Genomic DNA, 24,706 nt, shown 5'->3' with positions numbered 1-24,706 from the left:
GCAGGGCGCAGCACTTGCTCGCTCTAAGAGGCTACTAATTCGAAGGGACGCCGTGTAACCACGGCGATAGCTCAAAAAAAACCCCGGCACCAGGCCGGGGTTCTTCACAACAGCATTAGCTCAAGATCAATCCTGGTTAGCCAGTTTGTGCTCGAGGTAATGGATGTTGACGCCACCTTTGCAGAAACCTTCATCACGCACCAGGTCGCGGTGCAGTGGGATGTTGGTCTTGATGCCGTCGACGACGATCTCGTCCAGGGCATTGCGCATGCGCGCCATGGCCTCGTCGCGATCCTTGCCGTAGGTGATCAGCTTGCCGATCAGCGAGTCATAGTTCGGCGGAACCGAATAGCCGCTGTACAGGTGCGAATCGACCCGCACGCCATTGCCACCTGGGGCATGGAAGTGCTTGACGGTACCTGGGCTTGGGATGAACTTCTTCGGGTCTTCGGCGTTGATCCGGCACTCCAGCGAGTGACCGCGGATCACCACGTCTTCCTGGGTGAACGACAGCTTGTTGCCAGCGGCGATGCTGAGCATCTCCTTGACGATGTCGATACCGGTGACCATCTCCGAAACCGGGTGCTCCACCTGAACACGGGTGTTCATCTCGATGAAGTAGAAACGACCGTTCTCGTAGAGGAACTCGAAGGTGCCAGCGCCACGGTAGCCGATCTCGATGCAGGCATCGACGCAACGCTTGAAAACTTCCTGGCGGGCCTGCTCATCGATGCCTGGGGCCGGAGCCTCTTCCAGCACCTTCTGGTGACGGCGCTGCAAGGAGCAGTCGCGATCGCCCAGGTGGATGGCATTGCCTTGGCCGTCGGACAGCACCTGAACTTCCACGTGACGTGGGTTGGTCAGGAACTTCTCCAGGTAGACCATCGGGTTGCCGAAGGCTGCACCGGCTTCGGTACGGGTCAGTTTGGCCGAGGAGATCAGATCCTCTTCCTTGTGCACCACGCGCATACCGCGACCACCACCGCCACCGGCGGCCTTGATGATCACCGGATAACCGACTTCGCGAGCGATCGCCAGGGCGGTTTCTTCGTCTTCCGGCAGTGGGCCGTCAGAACCCGGAACGGTTGGCACGCCGGTCTTGATCATCGCGTCCTTGGCCGAAACCTTGTCGCCCATCAGGCGAATGGTATCGGCTTTCGGGCCGATGAAGGCGAAACCGGATTTCTCCACTTGCTCGGCGAAGTCGGCGTTTTCCGCGAGGAAGCCGTAGCCAGGGTGGATTGCGGTAGCGCCTGTCACTTCGGCAGCGGCGATGATCGCCGGGATGTGCAGGTAGGAGTCTTTGGACGAAGCAGGACCAATGCAGACCGACTCGTCTGCCAGGCCCAGGTGCATCAGTTCACGGTCGGCCGTGGAGTGCACGGCGACGGTCTTGATGCCCAGCTCTTTGCAGGCACGCAGGATCCGCAGGGCAATTTCCCCACGGTTGGCGATCAGGACTTTTTCCAGCTTCCCAGACATCGTTGGCTCTCCGCGAATCAAACGATGGTGAACAGCGGCTGGTCGAACTCAACCGGCTGACCGTCTTCTACCAGGATGGCGTCGATGACACCGCCGATTTCGGCTTCGATGTGGTTCATCATCTTCATCGCTTCGACGATGCACAGGGTGTCGCCCTTCTTGATGCTCTGACCGACTTCAGCGAAGTTCGGCGAGGTCGGCGAAGGCTTGCGGTAGAAGGTACCTACCATCGGCGAACGGACCACGGTGCCTTTCAGTGCAGGTGCGGCGGCAGCGGCTTCAGCCACTGGTGCGGCTGCAACTGGAGCGGCGGCGACGGGCGCTGCGTGCATCGGTTGTGGAGCGAAGTACTGCTGGGCAGCTGGGGTCTTGCTGTGACGGCTGATGCGAACGGACTCTTCGCCTTCCTTGATCTCCAGTTCGTCGATGCCGGACTCTTCCAGCAGTTCGATCAGCTTTTTGACTTTACGGATATCCATTAATCAGCAACTCCCAAGGTTCGGTCGGGGACGTAATTTGAAAACGTGTCGAAAACGTTTCTCTATGACCTCGGCCCCAAGGGGCCAAGGCCTTGTGTCATCAGGGCTGTGCGTTGGCAGCCAGGTGTTCCAGCGCAGACTCCAGGGCCAACCGGTAACCGGTGGCGCCCAAGCCGCAGATCACCCCTACAGCAACATCGGAAAAGTAGGAGTGATGACGGAACGGTTCACGCTTGTGCACGTTGGACAGGTGCACTTCGATGAATGGGATGCTCACTGCCAGCAATGCGTCACGTAATGCGACGCTGGTGTGGGTGAAAGCAGCCGGATTGATCAGGATGAAGTCGACGCCTTCGTTACGCGCGGCGTGGATACGGTCGATCAGTTCGTATTCGGCATTGCTCTGCAGGTACTGCAGATGGTGGCCTGCGGCGCGGGCACGCTGCTCCAGGTCCTGGTTGATCTGGGCGAGGGTGGCGGCACCATAGTGACCTGGCTCGCGGGTACCGAGCAGGTTGAGGTTGGGGCCATGCAGCACCAGTAGGGTTGCCATCTGCGGGTTCCTTGGTCTTGTAGGGCAATTCGACATGCGCGGCGACTATGCCGCAAAGCGACCACGAGTGTCCAGTTCCCTGCAATAGCCAGCACGATGTCCGAGATTCGCGCAAAGTATGTGACCAAATGATTAATTTTGGTCACCTATACAGAGAAAAGTCCCAGTCAGCGGGAAGTTATAGACCGAGTTTGCCGCGCACGCGCGTGAGAATGTCTGCAAATTCGCCGGCGTTTATTTCGCCAACGACCCGATCGCTGGTCATTTCGCTGCCGTTCGCGGCAAAGAACAGCAGTGCTGGCGGGCCGAACAGCTGGTAACGGTCGAGCAGGCCGCGCTGCTCGGCGTTGCTTTCGGTGATATCGAAACGCAGCAATTTGAAGGTGCCCAGCTGAGCTTGCACCTGGGGTGCGCTGAGCACTTCGTGCTCGATCACCTTGCAGCTGATGCACCAGTCGGCGTACCAGTCGAGCAGCACCGGCTGGCCTGCCGCCTTGGCCTGAGCCAAGGCCGCATCCAGCGCTGCGGGGGTGGTGATGGTCTGCCAGGCATCGGTCTTGCTCACCGATGTGCCTGCGCTTGTCGCCACCGCGGCGTGCGGCAGTGGCCGCAACGGATCGCCCTGGCCGCTCAAGGCGCCGTACCAGCAGGCCAGCGCATACACCAGCAGGGCCAGGCCCAGCAGTTGCGCCAGACGTTCCCGGGGCGTCTTGATGACAAACTCCAGCGCGCCAAGGAACAGCGCTACGCCTGCCGCCAGCAGACCAATCAGCAGCAGCGTCACTGGGCCTGGCAAGACTCGGCTGAGCAGACCGATCGCCAGGCCCAGCAGCAGTACGCCAATCGCGTTCTTGACGGTATTGAGCCAAGCACCGCTCTTGGGTAGCCAGGCTGCACCGCCGGTCGCCACCAGCAACAGTGGCGCACCCATGCCCAGGCCCAGGGCGAACAGCTTCAACGCGCCGCCCAGCGCATCGCCACTGGCGCTGATATACAGCAGGGCGCCGGCCAGCGGCGCCGAGACGCAAGGCGAAACCAGCAGGCTGGAGAGTACGCCGAGCACCGCCGCGCCTAGCAGCGAGCCACCTTTGGTGCGGTTGGCGACGCTGTCCAGGCGATTGCTCAAGGCTTGCGGCAGCTTCAGCTCGAATAAGCCGAACATGGCCAGGGCGAAGATCACGAAGAACAGCGCAAACGGCACCAGTACCCAGGCCGATTGCAGGCGTGCCTGCAGGTTCAGGCTGGCACCGAAGACGCCCATCAGCGCACCGAGCACGGCGAAGCAGGCGGCCATCGGCAGCACATAGGCCAGCGACAGGCTCAGGCCACGCCATCCGCCCACCTGACCGCGCAGGACCACCCCAGAGAGGATTGGCAGCATCGGCAGTACGCAGGGGGTGAAGGTCAGGCCGACACCGGCTAGGAAGAACAGCAACAGCGATTTCCAATTCCAGCCGGCGTCTGATGAGCCTGGGACTACGCCACCCTCGCCAGTGATCGGCAGTCGCGCGGTTTCCGGCGGATAGCACAAACCCTTGTCGGCGCAGCCCTGGTAGCCCACCAGCAGGGTGAAGGCACGTTGATCGGCGGCTGGGCGTGGGAGGGTGATGTCGAGGACGCCGTGATACACCTCGACATCGCCGAAGAATTCGTCGTGCTTGGCCTCGCCTGGCGGGATCTGCGCCGTGCCCAGGGCAATGTCGGCCGGCTCGCTGCGAAACTGGAAGCGGTGGCGATAGAGGTAGTAGCCGTCGCTGGCAACGAAACGCAGCTTGATGGTGTGCGCGTCGCTACTGACCAGGCTGAGCTTGAAGGCCTCGTGCACCGGCAGGAAGTCGGCGCTGTTGCTCAGCGAAGACGCGCCGAGGGTGGCGCTGGGGCGGTTATCGAGCAGGCCGCTGGCGAAGGCGGGGCTTGCCAGCAGCAGGAACAGCAGGAAAAACAGGCGGCGCATGGCGGACTCGCGAGGTGGAACGTGGGGGCATGATAGCGGAGTTGCTGTTGATTGGGGTTGTACCAGGCTGTGGCGCGACACATGGCCGCTGGGGTTGTGCTGCCTGCACCATCGCTATCGCGGGGCAAGCCCGCTCCCACGTGTAACCCCTTGCAAGGCGCTATCGCGGGGCAAGCCCACGTGTAACTCCTGGCAAGGCGCTCGGCGTGGGAGCGGGCTTGCCCCGCGATAGCGTCGGTACGGGCGACGCCCCCTCAGAGCCTGAACGCCCGCACCGCGCTATTGAGCTGCCCACCCAGCTTGAGCAGTTGCTCACCCTGCTCGCGGCCTTCGCCAATGCGCTGCAGGTTGTCTTCGCCCAGCTCATGGATTCGCTCACTGTGATCCCTGATTTCGCTCACCGCCCCTGTCTGCTGGGCGGTGACATCGGCAATTCGCACGGCGGTATCGGAGATGGTCCGAATCGCACTGACAATCTCATCCAAGGCGCCGTCGGCAGCCTGCGCCTGGCTGGCGGTCGCCTCGGCATGCTCAAGCTGGATGCGCATGCCATTGACCGATTCGCGCGCAGCCTGTTGCAGCCGGTCGATCAGCGCCTGGATCTCACCGGTAGCGCCGGTGGTGCGCTGGGCCAGCGAGCGCACCTCGTCGGCCACCACGGCAAAGCCGCGGCCCATCTCGCCTGCTCGAGCGGCTTCGATGGCGGCGTTGAGGGCCAGCAGATTGGTTTGTTCGGCAATCGAGCGAATCACTGTCAGGACGCCGCCGATGGTCGCCGACTCTTCGGCCAGTTGCTCGATCATCTGCGCATTGCCCTGCACTTCATCGACCAAGGCACGTAACCCGGAAAGGCTTTGGCCAATCACCGCCTGGCCATGCTCGACGGCGCGCCCGGCATCGTGGCTGGCATCGGCCGCGGAGCTGGCGTCGCCCGCCACCTGTTGAATGGTCGCCTCCAACTCGCCCAGGGCATCGCGGATCTGCGCAGTGTCGCCGGCCTGGCGCTCGGCGCCATCGTGCAGGGCGCTGCTCATGCTGGCCAGGGCATGGCTGCTGCCGGCCACTTGCTCGGCGTTGGCGCGCAGGGTGCCGACCAGTTCGACCAGGTACAGGCGCAGGCGGTTGAGCGACTCCTGGATATCGTGCAGTTCACGGTTGGTCTTGCCCAATGCAATGGCTTGGCCGAAGTCGCCCTCGGCCCAGCGTGACAACGCTGGGGCCAGGTGGGTCAGGGTGCGGGTGAGGCGGCGCTGGAGGGTGTCGATGAGCAGCGCGATCAGTAGGATCAAGCCGATCATCAGGCCTTGGATGATGCGCACCTCGCTGGCGATCTGGCCATGTTGCGCACGTACCTGCGGCTCTAGGGCGGCGATGGCCTGTTGCACCGCATCCAGACGTTCGCCGGTGCTGGTGGCCAAAGCTGCGCGGCGCTGGATCTGTTCGCGGGTGCGTTGCAGTTCGCCAGGATAACGACTGAGCAGGCTCTGTAGCTCGCGCTTGAGGCCTACGGCAACGTCTTCCTGTTGCTCGCTGGCCTGGGTTTGCAGGCCCATCAGCGCGGCGAAGTCGTCGGCGTTGGACTCGGCGGCGCGCGTCACCCCGAGCAGGGGTAGGGCGTCGATCGCCTCGGCCTGGGTGCGGATCAGCTGCAGTTCGCGCTCGACTTCGTCGGCCAGCTCTGCTCGGCCACTGCTGACCAGCTTGTCGCGTGCCAGTGACAAGCGCCCCAGGTGTACGGCGGCGTCCAGCACGGGAGCAAGATAGCGAGGGGCATCGCTGCTGCCGCTGTCACGGGCGTAGCTTGCCAGTTGTTCGAGGTTGGCCCCCAGCTCACGTTCGGCTTGCAGCAGCAGGGCTTGCGGATCGCCTGCAAGCTTGCCGGCGGCAAGGAGCTCGTTAGTGGTGAAGGCCTGCAAGTTATCCAGGCTCGGCCGCAGTTGTTCTGCCAGTGGCTGCGGCCATTGGGCTAGCGCCTGGTGCAATTGTTGATTGGCTTCGGTGGCGGCTGCGTGGCGCAGGGCGTCGCCACTGGCCAGATATGCCTGGATGTTAAGTGCGGCTTGGTTCTGGAACTGCTGCGACAGGCCCAGGTAGCGCTCCATCAATTGATAGGGACGCTCGAGGGCGCGTTGCGACCACCACAAGGTTGCGCCCAGGGCAATGCACACGGTTACCAGCAAGAGGGTATTGAAATTGGTCAGCCACTTCAGGCGCATGGCGCGAACTTCCGGCGGGAGTGGAGAGATAGGTGCCTGAAGTTATTGCGATTTTGTGACGCGGTGATGACGGCGGAGGGTTGGCGCCCTAAAAAAGTGGCTATTTGCCTTTATCTCGGTGTTGACCGGTTTGTTGAGGCGCTAAAGCGCTAATGCGAAGGCGCTACGGCTCTACTCGCACCACACAGTTACGTCCCGCATGTTTGGCTCGGTACAGCGCCTCGTCTGCGGCACTGGCCATGGTCAGCGCATCATGCTGTTCATCCAGTTGCACCACCCCGGCGCTGAAAGTGCAATGCAGGTCCTGCGGCTGGGCTGGATAGAGAATCTCGGAGAACCGCCGACGAATTTCGTCGAGCACCTTATGCGCTGCCGCCAGGTGGGTATTGGGCATGACAATGGCGAACTCTTCACCGCCATAGCGGCCGATATAGTCGGTCTTGCGCAACCGTTGCTTGAGAAACAACGCCAGGCTCTTGATCACCCGATCGCCCATGGGGTGGCCGTGGCGGTCGTTGATCTTTTTGAAGTGATCGATATCGAGCATGGCAAAGCTCAGCGGCTGCGCTTCGCGGCGGGCGCGAAAGCTGCAGTCCTCCAGCAGTTGGAGAATGTGGGTGTGGTTGTACAACCCAGTCAGGCTGTCACGAACCATCCGCGCCTTGAGATGGCGCGCACGGGCGGCGCGGTTGCGCACGGTGGTGATCAGGTGGCGCGAACGGATCGGCTTGGTCAGGAAGTCATCGCCGCCCTCGCTCATGGCATCGAGCTGCTTGTCCAGGTCATCCTCGGCCGACAGGTAGATGATCGGCACACTGACATAGCGGTCGTTGTGGCGTATCACTTTGGCCAGCTCAGTGCCGGTGCAATCGGGCATGTACATATCGAGGATGATCAGGTCGGGCTGAAAATCGGCAAGCTCGGCCATGGTGCGGATCGGTTCGGTGAGCGTGCGAGTGATCATTCCGGCGCCGTTGAGCAGGCGTTCGGTGTGCATGGCCTGGGCGCGCGAATCGTCGATGATCAGCACCCGAAACGGGTCGTACTGGGCGGCGCTGGTCAGCAGTTCGACTTTCTCCAGCAGGCTGGAGGCTTCCAGGGTGCCGGTGAGAAATTCCTGGCCACCGGCGCGCACCGCGGCCAGGCGGGTAGGGGTGTCGGTTTCGTGCAGGCTGAAGAACAGCAGCGGGATGTGCTGCTCCAGGCCCTGCTGGGCCTTGGCCGCTAGCTGCAAGCCGCAACCTGGGCCGCTGAAGTCGACGTCCATCACGATCGCCGCAGGCAGCCGTTCATTCATCGACGAGCAGAACGCCTCGGCGCTGAACAAGGCCTGCACGCCCAGGCCAAAGAATTCCAGCTGCTGGGCCAGGCGCTCGGCGCGATCGTGATCTTGTAGCAGGATATACACCGGCTTGCGCAGTGGTGGCAGCGGCACGTTATCGAGCTGATCACCTTTGCGCAGGCCGGTGCGCGACAGGCGCTGCATCAAGCGGTTGAGCTCAGCGATCGACTCGGAGTTGAGTCGCGCACTGTTGGCTTCGATGGCGCGCAAGGTCTGCCCGATCGCCACTGACAGGCTGCCATGCTCGGGCTGTTCGAAGCGCTCGGCGTACCGTTGCAGGCGCAGGTTGGCCTCGCTCAGCTCGCCCAGGTCGCTCGCCGACCACTCGCCACGTTGCAGGCGCTGCCAGATCTCGAGGATCTGTCGGGCCTGGTGGATGACCCGCTGGGCGAAGTGCTGCTTGAGGCGCTCGTGGCTGGGCTCTGCTGGCTGGGTCATGTCCTGACTACTTATAGATTGGGAATATGCAGGTGCGATGATGGCTCTATGCTAGCACCGCTTTTCCGACAAGCGAGTGCTTCGTGTCAACAAAGCGTTCAAGTCTGCTTATTCAGTTGCTGACCGATTGGTCGCTTATGCGTAAGGCGGTGTCTGCTTTATAGTGCTGCGACGCGGGCTTGCCGTGGCACCCTGGGGCAGACCTGAGGTCCAAGCCCTCAACCGTCGTGACAAATTAAGGACAAAGCCATGCTGGACTGGAAAAACCGCGAGGCCAAAGCTGAGCCCCGCGAGCGGGCCGACACCCGTGGCGCTGCTACTCGTAGCTACCTTGGTGGCCTTTGGAGCCGTGCCCTGGGCACCCTGATTGGGCTGTACCTGCTGGTATGCATCGGCCTGGGTTGGTACTGGAGCCAGGAGCCGGAGCTGTTCCCGGTGCAGCAAAATGCCCAGGCCGCCTCCGAGCGCACTGGCCACAAGATGGTCGTCGGCTACACCACCATCGAAACCCTCAAGACTGTCGCCGGCACGCTGCTCGACAAGCCCGGTGGCTACATTTCCAACGACCGTTTCCCACCTGGCTTGTGGATGGACAACATGCCGAGCTGGGAATATGGCGTGCTGGTCCAGGTGCGTGACCTGTCGCGTGCGCTGCGCAAGGACTTCGCCCGTTCGCAGTCGCAGTCCACCGAGGATGCTGACCTGGCCAAGGCCGAGCCGCGCTTCAACTTCGACAACAAGAGCTGGATCCTGCCGTCGAGCGAATCGGAGTTCGAAGAAGGCATCAAGTCGCTGAACCGTTATCAGGCGCGCCTGGCCGCTGGTGACCAGGGCGCGATCTTCTACACCCGTGCCGACAACCTGAACAACTGGCTGGGCGACGTCGCCACGCGTTTGGGCTCGCTGTCCCAGCGCCTGTCGGCCAGTGTTGGCCGGGTCAAGCTCAACAGCACCCTGAAGACCGAAACGGTGGTTGCCGGCCAAGCGCCGCAGCTCGATGAGGAACTGGTCGAGACGCCGTGGCTGCAAATCGACAACGTGTTCTACGAAGCCCGTGGCCAGGCCTGGGCGCTGTCGCACCTGCTGCGTGCGATCGAGGTCGACTTTGCCGACGTGCTGGCGAAGAAGAACGCCACGGTCAGCGTGCGCCAGATCATTCGTGAGCTGGAAGCTTCGCAGGAAGCGCTGTGGAGCCCGATGGTGCTCAATGGCAGTGGCTTTGGCATGTGGGCCAACCATTCGTTGGTGATGGCCAACTATATTTCCCGCGCCAACGCCGCTGTGATCGACCTGCGTCAGCTGCTGTCGCAAGGCTGAGTATGCCCATCACCCCAGCCGAGGCCGCCCACCGCGCGGCCTCCGACCTTGAGCAGATTGCCTGGGTCGATGACGCCGACCAACTGCTCGGGGCATTGCCCCGGGCCGAGTTGCGCGAGCGTGGCTTGATCGGTCGTGGCACCTTCATTCTGCTGTTCAACAGTGCTGGCGAGCTGTGCATCAACCGCCGTTCGTTGAGTAAAGCCGTGTATCCGGGGTATTGGGACGTGGCGGCAGGTGGCATGGTCGCGGCCGATGAGAGCTATGCCGAGTCGGCGGCCAGGGAGCTTGAAGAAGAGCTCGGCGTTTGCGGCGTCGAGTTGCGGTTTCACGAGAAGTTCTTCTTTGACCAGCCGGGTAACCGGCTCTGGTGCGCGGTGTTCTCGGCGGTCTGGGATGGCCCGCTGCGGTTGCAACCGGAAGAAGTCATCGAAGCCCGCTTTGCCAGCCTCGAACAGGTCGAGATCGAGCAGCAGCAGCTGGCGTATTGCCCGGATTCTCTGGCCGCGTTGCAGCGCTACCGGCAGCGCTTGGCCTGACGTCGCGAATGCTTCGTAAAATGGCGCATTCCAGTACTTAGCAACCGGCGCATTTATCGTTACACTGCGCGCCCTTTTCGGGCTGTCGCAAGATCTGCGTCAGTAGCGCCGCCCCTGCCAGAGTGGGGCTTCGCGGTCGGTTCCAGGCAATGGCGTCGACCAGTTTTTGTCCTCAGCAAGAGGAACAAAAGTGGCCAAGAAAGCTTCTTCCTTCTCCGCCCTTGGCGGTCTCGTGTATTCCACCGATGCCGGTCGGCATTGCCCAGCGTGCGGCAAGCCGGCGGACGCCTGCATCTGCAAGCAGCACGTCATCCCCGAAGGTGACGGAATCGCCCGCGTGCGCCGCGAAAGCAAAGGTCGCGGCGGCAAGACCGTGACTACGGTCAGCGGCGTACCGCTGGCCCTCGAACAGCTCAAGGAGCTGGCCACCAACCTCAAGCGTCGCTGTGGCACGGGCGGAGCGCTGAAGGATGGGGTCATCGAGATTCAGGGCGACCACGTCGAGCTGCTGCTCGGCGAGCTGACCAAGCTGGGCTTCAAGGCGAAAAAATCCGGCGGTTGATCCGCCTGGACGCATTTTTCCCCAGGGCTTTCTAAACTCGTTTCCGTAGTCAGGGTCTATCCCTGGACATGGACGAACCGTCATTTTCAGTTTCTACACTGCCAGCGCCCTTTCGGTAGGGCAGTGTCTTCGACTTTTCTACAGGGGACTTGAATGTCCGTACGACGCACACGCAAAGACGATGGTAGCCAGTGGACCGTGGCCGATAGCCGCAGTGTTTATGGCATCCGCCATTGGGGCGCAGGGTATTTCGCCATCAATGAAGCCGGGCGCGTCGAAGTGCGCCCCAATGGCCCCAACAGCGCGCCGATCGACCTGTTCGAGCAGGTCGACGAACTGCGTCAGAGCGGCCTGTCGCTGCCGCTGCTGGTGCGCTTCCCCGATATTTTGCAGGACCGCGTGCGCCAGCTGACCGGCGCCTTCGACGCCAACATCGCGCGCCTGGAGTACCAGAGCCAGTACACCGCCCTGTACCCGATCAAGGTCAACCAGCAAGAAGCGGTGGTGGAAAACATCATCGCCACCCAGAACGTCTCGATTGGCCTGGAGGCCGGCTCCAAGCCCGAGCTGCTGGCCGTGCTGGCGCTGGCGCCCAAAGGCGGCACCATCGTCTGCAACGGTTACAAGGACCGCGAGTTCATTCGCCTGGCGCTGATGGGCCAGAAGCTTGGCCACAACGTGTTCATCGTCATCGAGAAAGAATCCGAAGTCGCCCTGGTGATCGAGGAAGCCGCTGAGCTGAAGGTCAAGCCGCAGGTCGGCCTGCGCGTGCGCCTGTCGTCGCTGGCGTCGAGCAAGTGGGCCGATACCGGTGGCGAGAAGTCCAAGTTCGGTCTGTCTGCGGCCCAGCTGATCTCGGTGGTCGAGCGTTTTCGTGGCGCCGGCCTGGATCAGGGCATTCGCCTGCTGCACTTCCACATGGGTTCGCAGATCGCCAACCTGGCGGACTACCAGCACGGCTTCAAGGAAGCTATCCGCTACTACGGCGAGCTGCGCGCACTGGGCCTGCCGGTCGATCACATCGACGTCGGTGGCGGCCTGGGGGTCGACTACGACGGCACTCACTCGCGCAACGCCAGCTCGATCAACTACGACATCGACGATTACGCCGCAGTCGTGGTGGGCATGCTCAAGGAGTTCTGCGATGCCCAAGGCCTGCCGCACCCGCACATCTTCTCGGAAAGCGGCCGCGCCCTGACTGCGCACCACGCGATGCTGGTGGTGCAGGTCACCGACGTCGAGAAGCACAACGACGAAGTGCCGACCATCGAGAACAAGGAAAGCCTGCCGGAGACCGTGCAGTGGCTGGTCGACCTGCTCGGCCCGACCGATATCGAGATGGTGACCGAGACCTACTGGCGCGCTACCCACTACATGGGTGACGTGGCCGCGCAGTATGCCGACGGCAAGATCAGCCTGGCCGAGAAAGCCCTGGCCGAGCAGTGCTACTTCGCTGTGTGCCGCCGCCTGCACAACTCGCTCAAGGCTCGCCAACGTTCGCATCGCCAAGTGCTCGATGAACTCAACGACAAGCTGGCCGACAAGTACATCTGCAACTTCTCGGTGTTCCAGAGCCTGCCGGACACCTGGGCGATTGGCCAGGTACTGCCGATTCTGCCGCTGCATCGCCTCAACGAAGAGCCGCTGCGCCGCGCCGTGCTGCAGGATCTGACCTGTGACTCGGATGGCAAGATCAACCAGTATGTCGATGAGCAGAGCATCGAGACCAGCCTGCCGGTGCATGGCATCAACGAAGGTGAAGACTACCTGTTGGGGATCTTCCTGGTCGGTGCTTACCAGGAGATCCTGGGCGACATGCATAACCTGTTTGGTGACACCGATTCGGTGAACATCTACCAGAATGCCGATGGCAGCGTGTACCACGCCGGGATCGAGACCCATGACACCATCGAAGACATGCTGCGCTACGTGCACTTGTCGCCGGAGGAGTTGATGACGCATTACCGTGACAAGGTCGCCAGCGCCAAGATCACTGCGCGTGAGCGTACCCAGTATCTGGATGCGTTGCGCCTTGGCTTGACCCGCTCTTCCTACCTGTCGTCGTAAGCTTCAAAGGCTTGGGTGTAATCCAGATCTTGGGGCCGCAAGGCGGCCCCAAGATCTTGAGAACATCACTGCACTCAGGGCACCCACTGTCCCTGCCGCTCCAACCGCCACCCCAACCACCCCAGCGTCACCGCCCGCAACCCCATGAAGCCGAGAAACGCCAACCACAATCCATGGTTGCCGAACCCACTCGCCATCCACGCCAACGGGCAAGCCAGCACCACGCTGAGCAGCATCGCATTGCGCATTTCCTGCGCCCTGGTCGCGCCAATGAACAAGCCATCGAGCAAATAACTCCACACCGCCACCAGCGGCAGCAACGCCAGATAGGGCAAGAACGGATACGCCGCCGCACGTACGCTCTGGATATCTGTCTGCAAGTCGATGAACAGATGCCCGCCAAGCAGGAACAACAGCGCAAAGCCGATACTCACGATCAACGACCAGCCGCCCGCCACCACCAGCGAGCGGCGCAGGGTCTGGCGATCACGCGCGCCGATGGCGTGGCCGCATAACGCCTCGACCGCATGGGCCAGGCCATCCAGGGCATAAGCCGTCAGCATCAGGCCATTGAGCAGCAAGGCATTGGCCGCCACTGTCGCCTCGCCCAAGCGCGCGCCTTGTACCGTCAGCAGCAGGAACACCAGCTGCAAGGCCAGGCTGCGCAAAAAGATATCGCGGTTGACCGCCAGCAACGGCCGCCAGGCCTGCCAACGCTTCAACGCCGCCCAGGCGATCTGCCCAGGGTAGGCGCGCAACGCCGGGCGGGTGAGGGCCAGGCCCAGCAGCGCAGCACTCCACTCAGCGATCACCGAGGCCCGCGCCGAACCGACCACGCCCCAGTCCAGGCCAAGGACGAACCACAGGTTCAGGGCAATGTTCAGCACGTTGGTAGTGAGCAGGATGGCCAGCGGCGCGCGGGCGTTCTGCGTACCGAGGAACCAGCCGACCAGGGCGTAGCTGGCCAAGGCTGCCGGCAAACCCAGCAAGCGCGTGTGGAAAAAATCTTCGGTGGATTGATGCAGCGCCGCGCTCGGCTGCATGGCGTGCAACGCCAATTGGCTGAAGGGCAAGGCAAGCAGGCCGATGACGATGGCGAAGCCCAGCGCCAGCAGCAGCCCTTGCACCAGCACCTGGCGCAACGCTGCACCGTCGGCGCGCCCTGCAGCCTGGGCAGCGAAGCCCGTTGAGCCCATGCGCAGGAAGCCCATCAGCCCGACCATGAAGGTGAACAGGGTGGCGCCCACCGCCACCGCGCCGAGCTGGTGAGCATGCGGCAGATGGCCGATGACGGTGCTGTCGACTAGCGCGACCAGGGGCACCGAAATGTTGGACAGGATCATCGGCGCGGCCAGGCCCCAGACCTTGCGGTGGCTCGGGCGATCACGCCAGTCGGCGATAAGAGAAAACATGCGAAGTCCTGGAAGTGGAACTGCCTGTAAGACTGTTTCGGGTAAGGGGTGGATTTGCCCGACGGCATTGTAGCGGCCAGGCAAGCAAACTGCGCGAACGCGGTCTCACTTGCCGCTCCATACCGGGTGCGGCGCTCGCGGTTGCGCTATAGTTGGTGCCCTTACGAACACGCTGCCGAAGAGTCCCCTCTCTCATGCTCAACAAAGGATTGTTGCTGGCCTGCGCGCTGGCCCTGCTCAGTGCCTGTGATTCCTCCTCCAAGGACACCCCTGCACCCGCGGAAAAACCGGCGGCCACTGCGCCTGCCGAAGCTAAACCGGCCAAGCGCGAAGACCCCGCCGTTCTCGCAAAACGCTATGCCGGTCGCGAGCTGACTGTACTGGATGTCTCGGAAACCCAGGTCGACGGTGCCAGTGCGTTGTCGATCAGCTTTTCCGCTCCGCTGGATGCCAGCCAGGACTTCGCCGCCAAGGTGCACCTGGTCGATACCGTCAAAGGCAAGGTCGATGGCGCCTGGGAGCTCTCGGACAACCAAATGGAGCTGCGCCTGCGCCACCTTGAGCCGCAGCGCAAGCTGGTCCTGACCGTCGACAAGGGCCTGCTGGCAGTCAATGGCAACGCGCTGGCCAGTGAATCGGTCAGCCGCCTGGAAACCCGCGACATGCAGCCGACCATCGGCTTCGCCAGCCGTGGCTCGTTGCTGCCCACTCGCCTGGCCGAAGGCCTGCCGGTGATCGCCTTGAACGTCGACAAGGTCGATGTCGAGTTCTTCCGTATCAAGCCGGAAATGCTCTCGACCTTCCTGGTCAACTGGGGCCGTAACAGCAGCTTGTACTACTACCAGTCCAAGGAAACGTTGCAGATGGCCGAGCTGGTGTACAGCGGCCGCTTCGACCTCAACCCTGCGCGCAACACCCGCGAAACCGTGTTGCTGCCCATCGCCGGGATCAAGCCACTGCAAGACCCAGGCGTGTACCTGGCCGTGATGCGTGCCTCCGGCACCTACGACTACTCGCAGCCGGCGACCCTGTTCACCCTCAGTGACATTGGCGTCTCCGCGCACCGTTACCGCGACCGTCTGGACGTATTCGCCCAGGCCCTGGAAGGCGGCAAGGCGCTCAACGCGGTCAACCTCGAACTGCACGATGACAAGGGCAAGCTGCTGGCCCAGGCCAAGACCGACAGCGACGGCCATGCGCAACTGCCGATCACGGCCAAGGCCGACACCCTGATCGCCACCCAAGGTGTCCACACCACCTTGCTGCGTCTGAACACCGCTGCCCTGGACCTGGCTGAATTCGATATCACCGGCCCTCAAGCCAACCCGCTGCAGTTCTTCATCTTTGGCCCGCGCGACTTGTATCGTCCGGGTGAAACCGTGTTGCTCAATGGCCTGTTGCGCGATCAGGACGGCAAGCCCATCAAGGTCCAGCCGGTGAGCGTGGAAGTGCGCCGACCGGATGAGCAGGTCAGCCGCAAATTCGTCTGGGAGGCCGATGCCAATGGCCTTTATCAATATCAGCTGCAATTGGCCACTGAGGCGCCTACCGGTCGCTGGCAACTGCTGCTGGACGTGGGCGGTGGTCGCAAGCAAGTGTATGAGTTCCTCGTCGAGGATTTTTTGCCCGAGCGTCTGGCGCTTGAGCTCAAGGGCAGTAGCACGCCGCTGAGCCCTGAGCAAACCGCACACATCCAGGTCAACGGCCGCTACCTCTATGGCGCGCCTGCTGCCGGCAACCGCCTGAGCGGCCAGGCCTATGTGCGGCCGCTGCGTGAGGCAGTGCCGGCGTTGCCGGGTTATCAGTTCGGTTCGGTCACCGAGACCGAGCTCAATCAGGATCTGGAACTGGACGAAGTCACCCTCGACCAGGCCGGCAAGGCAACAGTGGACATCGAGAGCCGCTGGGCCGAGGCTCGTTCGCCCCTGCAACTGACTGTGCAGGCCAGCCTGCAAGAGTCGGGTGGTCGGCCGATTACCCGCCGCCTCGAACAACCGATCTGGCCGGCCGAGCGCCTGCCGGGCCTGCGCGGGCTGTTCGAGGGGGAAGAAACCGACAGCGACGGCCCAGTCGAATTCGAAGTGCTGGTGGCCGACCGCAATGGTAAAAAGCTCGCAGTCGATAACCTCAAGGTGCGCCTGATCCGCGAGCGTCGTGACTACTACTGGAACTACTCGGACAGCGACGGCTGGAGCTACAACTACAACGAGAAGTTCCTGACCCAGAGCGAGGAGACTGTCAGCGTCAAGGCCGGCTCCACGGCCAAGCTCAACTTCCTGGTCGAGTGGGGCCCATACCGGGTCGAGGTGGAAGATCCGCAGACTGGCCTGGTGTCCAGCGCACGCTTCTGGGCTGGCTACCGTGCCCAGGACAACGCCGAAGGCGGCGCGGTACGTCCCGACCAGGTCAAGCTGGCGCTGGACAAGAAGTCCTACGCCGATGGCGCCACTGCCCAGGTCACCGTCACCCCACCGGCCGCCGGCAGTGGTTACCTGATGGTCGAATCCAGCGACGGTCCGCTGTGGTGGCAAGAGATCGATGTGCCTGCCGAGGGCAAGACCTTCGACGTCAAGCTCGATAGCAAGTGGGCGCGCCACGACCTGTATATCAGCGCCCTGGTGATCCGCCCCGGTGAGCGCAAGGCCAATGCCACGCCCAAGCGCGCGGTTGGCGTACTGCACCTGCCGCTCGATCGCGCCGAGCGCAAGCTGGCGGTGACCTTGCAAGCGCCGGAGAAAATGCGTCCCAAGCAGCCGCTGACGGTCAAGTTCAAAGCCGTCAATGCCGATGGCAGCGTTCCCAAGCAGGTGCATGTGCTGCTGTCTGCGGTGGATGTCGGCATCCTCAATATCACCGACTTCAAGACCCCAGACCCGTTCGCCAGCCTGTTCGGCCGCAAGGCCTATGGTGCTGACCAATTGGACATCTACGGCCAGTTGATCGAAGCTGGCCAAGGCCGTCTGGCGAGTTTGGCGTTCGGTGGCGATGCGGGCATGGCCAAGGGCGGCAAGCGCCCCAATACCACAGTGACCATCGTCGCTCAGCAGAGCCTGCCAGTGACCCTGAACGACAAGGGTGAAGGCGAGGCCACTGTGGACATCCCCGATTTCAACGGTGAGCTGCGGCTGATGGCCCAGGCCTGGAGCGACGAGCACTTCGGCATGGCCGAAGGCAAGACGGTGGTCGCCGCGCCGCTGATCGCCGAGTTGTCGGCGCCACGCTTCCTGGCCGGCGGCGACCGCACCAACCTGGCGCTGGATTTGGCCAACCTGTCCGGTCGCGCCCAGCAACTGACTGTGCAACTGAGCACCGAAGGTCAGCTTGGCCTGGTTGCCGCCAATCAGCAAAACATCACCTTGGCCGAAGGCCAGCGCAGCACCTTGATGATTCCGGTTCAAGCCCAGGGTGGCCTTGGCCAGGGCAAGGTCCATGTGCAGGTCAACGGCTTGCAACTGCCAGGCGAGCCTGCCATGGCCTTCGAGCGTGAATGGACCTTGGGCATTCGCCCGGCCTACCCGGCGATGCTCAAGCACTACCGGGTGGCACTCAAGGATCAACCCTGGAGCTTGCCGGAGAGTGATCTGGCCGAGTTCGAACCAGCGGGCCTGGAAGCCAGCCTCGCCCTGTCGAGCCGCCCGCCACTGAACCTCGCCGAGCAGATCCGTGCGCTTGAGGCGTATCCCTATGGCTGCCTGGAACAGACCACCAGCGGCCTGTATCCGTCGCTCTACGCCGACGCCGAAAGCCTCAAGCGCCTGGGCATCAAGGGCGAGCCGGCCGATGTGCGCAAACGCAAGATCGAGATGGGTATCGAGCACCTTTTGGGCATGCAGCGCTACAACGGCAGCTTCGGCCTGTGGAGTTCGGACAGCGAGGAAGAGTACTGGCTGACCGCCTATGTCACCGACTTCCTGCTGCGCGCTCGCGAGCAAGGTTATGGCGTGCCGGCCGAAGCTTTGAAGAAAGCCAACGAGCGCCTGCTGCGTTATCTGCAAGAGCGCAACTTGATCGAAGTGAACTACAGCCAGAATTCCGAGCACACCCGCTTCGCGGTGCAGGCCTACGCTGCGCTGGTGCTGGCCCGCAGTCAGCAGGCGCCACTGGGTGCCTTGCGCAGCCTGTTCGAGCGCCGCAGTGACGCCCGCTCCGGCCTGCCCTTGGTGCAACTGGCGGTGGCGCTGGACAAGATGGGCGACAAGCCGCGTTCGCAGCAGGCCTTGCAGGCCGGCCTGGGCATTGGTCGCAGCGACGGCTGGATGGCCGACTATGGCAGCGCGGTGCGCGATCAGGCGCTGATCCTGGCGTTGCTGCAGGAGAACAACCTGGCCAGTAACCAGGTCGACCAACGTCTGTTCGCCTTGTCCGATGAGTTGGCGGCCAATCGCTGGCTGTCGACCCAAGAGCGCAACGCGCTGTACCTGGCTGGCCGTGGTCTGCTGGGTAAACCCGAAGGCAAATGGCAGGCGCGTCTGGACAGTGCCGGTGAGATTCGTGAGCTGGATAACGCGGAATCTGGCATGAAGCTCGAAGGCCCTCTGCTGGCATCGCCATTGACGGTGCAGAACCAAGGCAGCGAGACCCTCTACCAGCAACTGACCCTGTCCGGTTATCCGCGCCAGGCGCCTGCGCCAAGTGGCAATGGCATGGAGATTCGTCGCGAGTACCTGGGCATGAACGGCCAGTACCTTGATCTGCGTAATCTGCGCAGTGGTGATCTGGTCCTGGTGCATCTGGCGCTCAAGGCGCACAGCCAGGTGCCGGACGCGCTGGTCGTCGACCTGCTGCCTGCGGGGTTGGAGCTTGAGAACCAGAACCTGGCCCAGAGCGCGGCCAGCCTGGAAAACGCCAGCAGCGCGGTGAAGCAGTGGCGCGAGTCGATGCAGAACGCCAACGTGGTTCATCAGGAATACCGTGATGACCGCTACGTAGCGGCGCTCAAGCTCGATAGCTACGGCACCACGCACCTGTTGTACCTGGCGCGTGCGGTCACCCCGGGCACCTATCGGGTGCCGCCACCGCAGGTCGAGTCGATGTACCGGCCGAACGTACAGGCGGTGGGCGAAAGCCAGGGTGAGTTGGTGGTCAAGGCGCGCTAGGGGCGGCTGGCCTCATCGCGGGGCAAGCCCGCTCCTACAGGGCAGGCCCATGTAGGAGCGGGCTTGCCCGCGATGAGGACCGATCCTGGATCAATGAATGATCCAGCTCAGCACCCACAACCCCAACACCAACCAGATGATCCCAAGGATGATCGAAGCGCGCATGAAAGCGCGGATCGCCGAGTACAGCAGCAACAGGCCGACGATCAGGGCCAGGATGCTGACCAACGAGGTGTCCATGCCCAAGGTGCGCGCCAGACCATCGATAAAGTTGCCGCCGGCATTGGCCAGCAGGTTGAACAGCCCGCTCAATGCGTCGACGATAAAGCGGATCAACGCGCCCAATGCCTGGCCCAGCCAATCGAAAAAACCTTCTACATGCATAATCGCTTCCTGATGATCAATCCAAGGCTTTGGCCATCACCTGGCCAGGTCGGTTCCCGATGCCAAGCTTAGTACGCCCACATAGCCGTGCGGGACGGCTACTGCGCGGCATTGTCGTGGGCTGCCTGCTGGCGATGGGCCTGCTGTGGTTGGCCGATCGTATCTGGCCATTGCCAATGCCCGCCGATGACCTGGCGCGGGTGGTCCTGGCCGAGGATGGCACGCCGCTTTGGCGTTTTGCCGATGCCGATGGCGTCTGGCGTTATCCCATCAGCCCCGATGAGGTGTCGCCGCTGTATTTGCAGGCGCTGCTGACCTACGAAGACCGCTGGTTCTACCGCCACCCTGGGGTCAATCCGCTGGCGCTGGTGCGCGCGGCCTGGCTTAACCTCAGCGGTGGCCGGGTGGTATCCGGGGGCAGCACCTTGTCGATGCAGGTGGCGCGTTTGCTCGACCCGCACGAGCGCACCTTGCTGGGCAAGTCGCGCCAGCTGTGGCGAACGTTGCAGCTGGAGTGGCACCTGTCCAAGCGCGAGATCCTCCAGCTGTATCTCAATCGAGCACCGTTTGGCGGCACTCTTCAAGGCGTGGCGGCGGCCAGTTGGGCGTATCTGGGCAAATCCCCCAAACACCTCACCCCAGCGGAGGCGGCCATGCTCGCCGTATTGCCGCAGGCGCCCAGCCGTTTACGCCCAGACCGCCATCCGCAACGGGCCCAGGCGGCTCGCGACAAAGTCCTGCAGCGCTTGGTCGAGTATCAGGTGTGGCCCGCGCAACAGGTCGATGAGGCGCGCGAGGAGCCCTTGCTGCTGGCGCCGCGCCAGGAACCGGCGCTGGCTCCGCTGCTGGCGCGAAGGCTCAATAGCGCCAACAGCCCACCGCTGATTCGCACCACCGTCGATGCCTCGTTGCAGCGGCGTCTGGAAGATTTGCTGCTGGGCTGGCGCGCCCGGCTGCCCGAGCGCACCTCGGCGGCGATCCTGGTGGTCGATTCGCAGACCATGGCGGTGCGCGCCTACCTGGGTTCGATCGACCTCGCCGACGAGCGCCGCTTCGGCCATGTCGATATGGTTCACGCGCTGCGCTCGCCCGGCTCGACGCTCAAGCCGTTCCTTTACGGCATGGCCTTGGATGACGGCCTGATCCATTCCGAATCGCTGTTGCAGGACGTACCGCGCCGCTATGGCGACTACCGCCCGGGCAACTTCTCCATGGGCTTCAGCGGGCCGGTCTCGGCCAGCTCAGCCTTGGCCCTGTCGCTCAACTTGCCGGCGGTGCAATTGCTGGAGGCCTACGGCCCTAAGCGGTTCGCTGCGCAACTGCGCATGGGCGGCATGCCGCAGATACTGCCGCCATTGGCCGAACCGAACCTGTCGCTGATTCTGGGCGGTGCTGGCAGCCGTCTGGAAGATCTGGTCGGCGGCTATGCGGCCTTGGCCCGCGCCGGGAACAGTGCACGTATCCGGCTGCAACCTCAGGACCCGTTGCTCGAACGCCGGCTGCTCTCACCTGGGGCGGCGTGGATTATCCGGCGTATTCTCAGCGGCCAGGCGCGCCCGGACCGCGACCCGCACGCAGAACTGGTACAGCGCCCGCAGCTGGCCTGGAAGACCGGCACCAGCTATGGCTTTCGTGATGCCTGGGCGGTGGGGGTAGGACCACGTTATTTGATCGGGGTGTGGATTGGCCGCCCCGATGGCACTCCGGTGCCTGGCCAGTTCGGCCTGGCCTCGGCGGCGCCGTTGATGCTGCAAGTGCACGACCTGTTGAGCAATCGCGACAGCCAGCGGGGCATCAGTGCGCCTGTCGAGCAGGTGCCAGCGTCGGTTGGCGTTGCCGCGATCTGCTGGCCGTTGGGCCAGCCGATGAATCGGCAAGACCCCAATTGTCGGCGCCAACGCTTTGCCTGGACCCTCGACAACACCACCCCGCCGACCTTGCAGGCGGCTGACCAGCCGTTGGGCTTGAGCCTGCGCGAAACCGTCTGGGTCAATGACCAAGGCTTGCGTGTCGATGCCAGCTGCGCCGGTGCCAAGGCGCAGGACATCGCCCTCTGGCCGGCCCCATTGGAACCTTGGCTGGCCCGGGTCGAGCGGCGTGCAGCGCGTCTGCCGCTAGTCGATCCAGCCTGCCCGCCGCAGGTTCCGGCCAGCGCGCCACCGCTGTCGATCGTCGGCGTTCGCCCCGGTGATAACCTGCGTCGCCCGGCGACCAGCAGCGAGCCTTTGCAGCTGCATGTTTCGGCGTTAGGTGGCGCTGGCCTGCGCTGGTGGTTCGTCAATGGCCAGCCGCTGGGTGAAACCCGCGGGCAGGACAGCATGCTGCTGCGTTTCGAACAGGCCGGGCGCATCGAACTCAGTGCCTTGGACGAGAGCGGCGAGACGGCGCGGGTAGAGTTCCAGGTCAGCGAATGATTCACCGGCGCCAGGCGCGTACAAGGTTCGACGTTTACTGGGCCAGCGCCTAGGCTTTGCACGTGACGGGGCGGCACTTGCGGCCCTTATCCACGGGATCATGGAGTGTCCGAATGCGCCCTCTGGTCGTGTCCCTGCTGATGCTGTCCTGGGCGGGGCTGGCCGGGGCCCAGCCTTTGCCCAGCTTTCTCAACAGCAACGACATCGAGCGACGCCTACCCAGCGCGAATGTGCCGGTCGACGCCTATCGTCCTAACGTGCCGGTAATGCACGTTGCGCCGATAGCTGTCGGTCAGCCACATGCACTGCCCCTGAGCAGCCGGTTCGAGCTGCGCAAGGTCCGCTTCGAGGGCGGTACGGTGTTCCCCTTGAGTGATCTGCGCGAGCATTACCGGCCATTGATCGGTCGCAGGGTCACGTTGGGCGAACTGGTCGAGTTCACCCAGCGCTTGACCCAGCGCTATCAGCAGGATGGTTACCTGCTCTCATACGCCTACCTGCCACCCCAGGACTTTGCCGATGGCCGGGTGCGCGTGGTGCTGGTGGAAGGTTATATCCGTGATTACCAGATAGAGGGCGACATCGGTCCGGCTGCCACCTACCTGGACACCCTGTTGGGCAAGCTCAAGGCCGAGCGTCCGCTGACCCGGACCACCTTCGAGCGCTATACCAGCCTGATTAATCGCATCCCGGGAGTGAGCTTTGCCGCGCACTTGGCTGCGCCAGCCAGCGCTGATGGCGCTGCGCGGCTGGTCGCCCAGGCCTCGCGCAAACCGCTTAGCACTTCCGTGCAGGTCGTCGAGGGCAGTCGCGATGATCCACAAGCGCTGATTGCGCTGACCAGCAATGGGCAAACCCGCTTCGCCGAACAGCTCTCGGCCAGCGCACTGGTGCCACCTGGAGAGGATGAGAGTCATTATGGCCGGCTGGATTATGGCCAGTACCTGGATGGCGAGGGCAGCCGCCTGCTGCTTTCGGCTGCGCGCTACCGCAGCGAGCCCAGTACGCGGGTACGCCTGGACAATGGCATCGATCTAACCCAGCAGCGCGAGACTGATCGCTACTCGGTCGGTATCAGCCAAACCCTGATCGCCTCGCCCAGGCAATGGCTGGACGTGGTTGGACGCTTCTATGTGGTCAAGGACCGGATCGACTACCAGCGGGTTGGCTCTGGGCTGAAGTCAGATAGCCAGACCCACCTGCGTGCGCTGTCCTTCGAGGGCGACTGGCGCCAGGCCGACCCTGGCCGCCTGCGGATTGTCAGCGCCGGCGTGTACCAGGGGTTGGACTATTTCGGGGCGCGGACCAATGCCGACTACGACTTGGACTTTCTCCGTCTGCGCCTGTCTGCGTTGCAGAGTGATCAGTGGTTCGACAACTGGCAAGGCGTAGCTTCGGCGGCGTTGTCCTGGAGCGGTGACAGCCTGCCGGACAGCGAGCGCGTGGTGTTTGGTGGGCAGGGCTTCGGCCGTGGTTACCCCAGTGATCAAGCCTGGGGCGACAAGGGCTGGGGTGTGGCCTATGAGCTGAACTACAGCTTCAAGCGAGAAGGCCATTGGCTGAAGGTGCTGCAACCCTACGTCGTGTTGGACGCCGCCCGCACCTGGTTCAACGAGGTTGATATCCGCGAGGCACGCCTGTCATCGGCAGCGCTCGGCGTGAGGCTGGGTGATGCGCGCTACTACAACGTTGCCCTGGAAGTCGCCAAGCCGCTATCGGACATCGCCCTGGACAGCCTCGATCGGCGGCCGCGGATGACCTTGAGTTTCAGTTGGCAGTTGTGAGTTTCAGAGAAACGCCTGACGCACGCTGTCAGAACGTCGTCTGATAGCCCCAACAGATGTTTGTTCTTACCCTTGGAAGCGTTGCCAGCGGCTTGCCCTTGCCGAGGAGATTGGAGTTGAGTTTTCGTTTATTTCGATTAGGCTCAGGTGATATTGGCATGGCAATGGGAAATACAGTCATGAGCATATCCCGCAAATCTGACTTTCCACAGGCTCGAGAGATCGCTGCAGCGGTACAGGGGCAGCGAGCGCTCGCCGCATTTCTCTGCACCAAAGAAGATATGCAGCGAATCGAAATCTACGATGAGAAAAACAAGGCACATGCAGTTGAATTGCCGACGAGCGCTTTGCGCTTGCTGATGGATGTATTGGGTGAACTGGCGCTAGGAAATTCCGTACGTGTGGTGCCGGTTCATGCCGAACTGACTACTCAGGAAGCCGCAGACTTACTGAGTGTTTCACGGCCTCATCTGGTCAAGCTGCTGGAGGAGGGGGCACTGCCTCACCACAAGGCTGGCCGCCATCGAAGAGTGTTTTTTTCCGACCTTATGGCCTACAAGCAACAGCGTGATGACGCCAGACACAAGGCCTTGAATGAGTTGACGAGCCTGTCTGAAGAGCTTGGGTTGGGCTATTGATGGGCACACGACGAAGAGTGGAAGCGTAA

The 24,706-nt window shown here is 62.9% G+C and carries 15 protein-coding genes and 1 pseudogene; 8 read left to right on the top strand and 8 right to left on the bottom strand.

The window, feature by feature from the left end; translation table 11 throughout:
* Nucleotides 1-126 precede the first annotated feature (126 nt).
* From accC to HU737_RS25415, 6 genes and pseudogenes are all read right to left on the bottom strand, one after another.
* Nucleotides 127-1,482 carry an acetyl-CoA carboxylase biotin carboxylase subunit gene (gene accC, locus HU737_RS25440; protein ID WP_186555534.1) on the bottom strand — a complete coding sequence of 452 codons (1,356 nt, stop codon included), beginning with the start codon at nucleotides 1,480-1,482 and terminating at the stop codon, nucleotides 127-129.
* A gap of 17 nt (nucleotides 1,483-1,499) precedes the next feature.
* Nucleotides 1,500-1,961 (bottom strand): acetyl-CoA carboxylase biotin carboxyl carrier protein, encoded by a 462-nt coding sequence (gene accB / locus HU737_RS25435; RefSeq protein WP_186555533.1) that lies wholly within the window; start codon nucleotides 1,959-1,961, stop codon nucleotides 1,500-1,502.
* 100 nt (nucleotides 1,962-2,061) lie between these two features.
* Nucleotides 2,062-2,514 (bottom strand): type II 3-dehydroquinate dehydratase, encoded by a 453-nt coding sequence (gene aroQ / locus HU737_RS25430; RefSeq protein WP_011535870.1) that lies wholly within the window; start codon nucleotides 2,512-2,514, stop codon nucleotides 2,062-2,064.
* Between the two features lie 178 nt (nucleotides 2,515-2,692).
* Nucleotides 2,693-4,468 (bottom strand): protein-disulfide reductase DsbD, encoded by a 1,776-nt coding sequence (locus tag HU737_RS25425; RefSeq protein ID WP_186555532.1) that lies wholly within the window; start codon nucleotides 4,466-4,468, stop codon nucleotides 2,693-2,695.
* Nucleotides 4,469-4,722: 254 nt separating this feature from the next.
* Nucleotides 4,723-5,238: pseudogene (locus HU737_RS26735) on the bottom strand (methyl-accepting chemotaxis protein); the annotation flags it as partial.
* A gap of 1,609 nt (nucleotides 5,239-6,847) precedes the next feature.
* Nucleotides 6,848-8,464, bottom strand: coding sequence for a response regulator (locus HU737_RS25415; RefSeq protein WP_186555530.1), 1,617 nt, complete (start codon nucleotides 8,462-8,464; stop codon nucleotides 6,848-6,850).
* 249 nt (nucleotides 8,465-8,713) lie between these two features.
* On the opposite strand from HU737_RS25415, the gene HU737_RS25410 reads away from it, so the two are divergent.
* From HU737_RS25410 to speA, 4 genes are all read left to right on the top strand, one after another.
* Nucleotides 8,714-9,781 (top strand): DUF2333 family protein, encoded by a 1,068-nt coding sequence (locus HU737_RS25410; protein WP_186555529.1) that lies wholly within the window; start codon nucleotides 8,714-8,716, stop codon nucleotides 9,779-9,781.
* A gap of 2 nt (nucleotides 9,782-9,783) precedes the next feature.
* Nucleotides 9,784-10,320, top strand: coding sequence for an NUDIX hydrolase (locus HU737_RS25405; RefSeq protein ID WP_186555528.1), 537 nt, complete (start codon nucleotides 9,784-9,786; stop codon nucleotides 10,318-10,320).
* A gap of 190 nt (nucleotides 10,321-10,510) precedes the next feature.
* Complete coding sequence (locus HU737_RS25400) at nucleotides 10,511-10,882, top strand: translation initiation factor Sui1 (RefSeq protein ID WP_186555527.1); 372 nt, start codon at nucleotides 10,511-10,513, stop codon at nucleotides 10,880-10,882.
* A 153-nt stretch (nucleotides 10,883-11,035) separates the two neighbouring features.
* Nucleotides 11,036-12,949: an arginine decarboxylase gene (speA, locus tag HU737_RS25395; RefSeq protein ID WP_186555526.1), complete on the top strand. Its 1,914-nt coding sequence runs from the start codon at nucleotides 11,036-11,038 to the stop codon at nucleotides 12,947-12,949.
* Between the two features lie 74 nt (nucleotides 12,950-13,023).
* Here the strand turns inward: speA and HU737_RS25390 are convergent, their stop codons facing one another.
* Nucleotides 13,024-14,361, bottom strand: a complete 1,338-nt coding sequence (locus HU737_RS25390; RefSeq protein ID WP_186555525.1) for an MATE family efflux transporter — start codon at nucleotides 14,359-14,361, stop codon at nucleotides 13,024-13,026.
* Nucleotides 14,362-14,555: 194 nt separating this feature from the next.
* Between HU737_RS25390 and HU737_RS25385 the strand changes: the two genes are divergently transcribed.
* Nucleotides 14,556-19,457, top strand: coding sequence for an alpha-2-macroglobulin family protein (locus HU737_RS25385; RefSeq protein WP_186555524.1), 4,902 nt, complete (start codon nucleotides 14,556-14,558; stop codon nucleotides 19,455-19,457).
* A 90-nt stretch (nucleotides 19,458-19,547) separates the two neighbouring features.
* Here the strand turns inward: HU737_RS25385 and HU737_RS25380 are convergent, their stop codons facing one another.
* Entirely contained in the window at nucleotides 19,548-19,841 is a 294-nt protein-coding gene (locus tag HU737_RS25380; RefSeq protein WP_186555523.1) for a hypothetical protein, read from the bottom strand.
* A 59-nt stretch (nucleotides 19,842-19,900) separates the two neighbouring features.
* On the opposite strand from HU737_RS25380, the gene pbpC reads away from it, so the two are divergent.
* From pbpC to HU737_RS25365, 3 genes are all read left to right on the top strand, one after another.
* Nucleotides 19,901-22,255: a peptidoglycan glycosyltransferase PbpC gene (gene pbpC, locus HU737_RS25375; protein ID WP_186555522.1), complete on the top strand. Its 2,355-nt coding sequence runs from the start codon at nucleotides 19,901-19,903 to the stop codon at nucleotides 22,253-22,255.
* Between the two features lie 113 nt (nucleotides 22,256-22,368).
* Nucleotides 22,369-24,039, top strand: a complete 1,671-nt coding sequence (locus HU737_RS25370) for a ShlB/FhaC/HecB family hemolysin secretion/activation protein (RefSeq protein WP_186555521.1) — start codon at nucleotides 22,369-22,371, stop codon at nucleotides 24,037-24,039.
* A 179-nt stretch (nucleotides 24,040-24,218) separates the two neighbouring features.
* A complete protein-coding gene (locus HU737_RS25365) occupies nucleotides 24,219-24,677 on the top strand; it encodes a helix-turn-helix domain-containing protein (protein WP_186555652.1) in 459 nt (152 codons plus the stop codon).
* Nucleotides 24,678-24,706: the final 29 nt, after the last annotated feature.

It is taken from the genome of Pseudomonas urmiensis, assembly GCF_014268815.2.
Classification (GTDB): domain Bacteria; phylum Pseudomonadota; class Gammaproteobacteria; order Pseudomonadales; family Pseudomonadaceae; genus Aquipseudomonas; species Aquipseudomonas urmiensis.
This window is presented reverse-complemented; position numbering and strand designations above follow the sequence as displayed.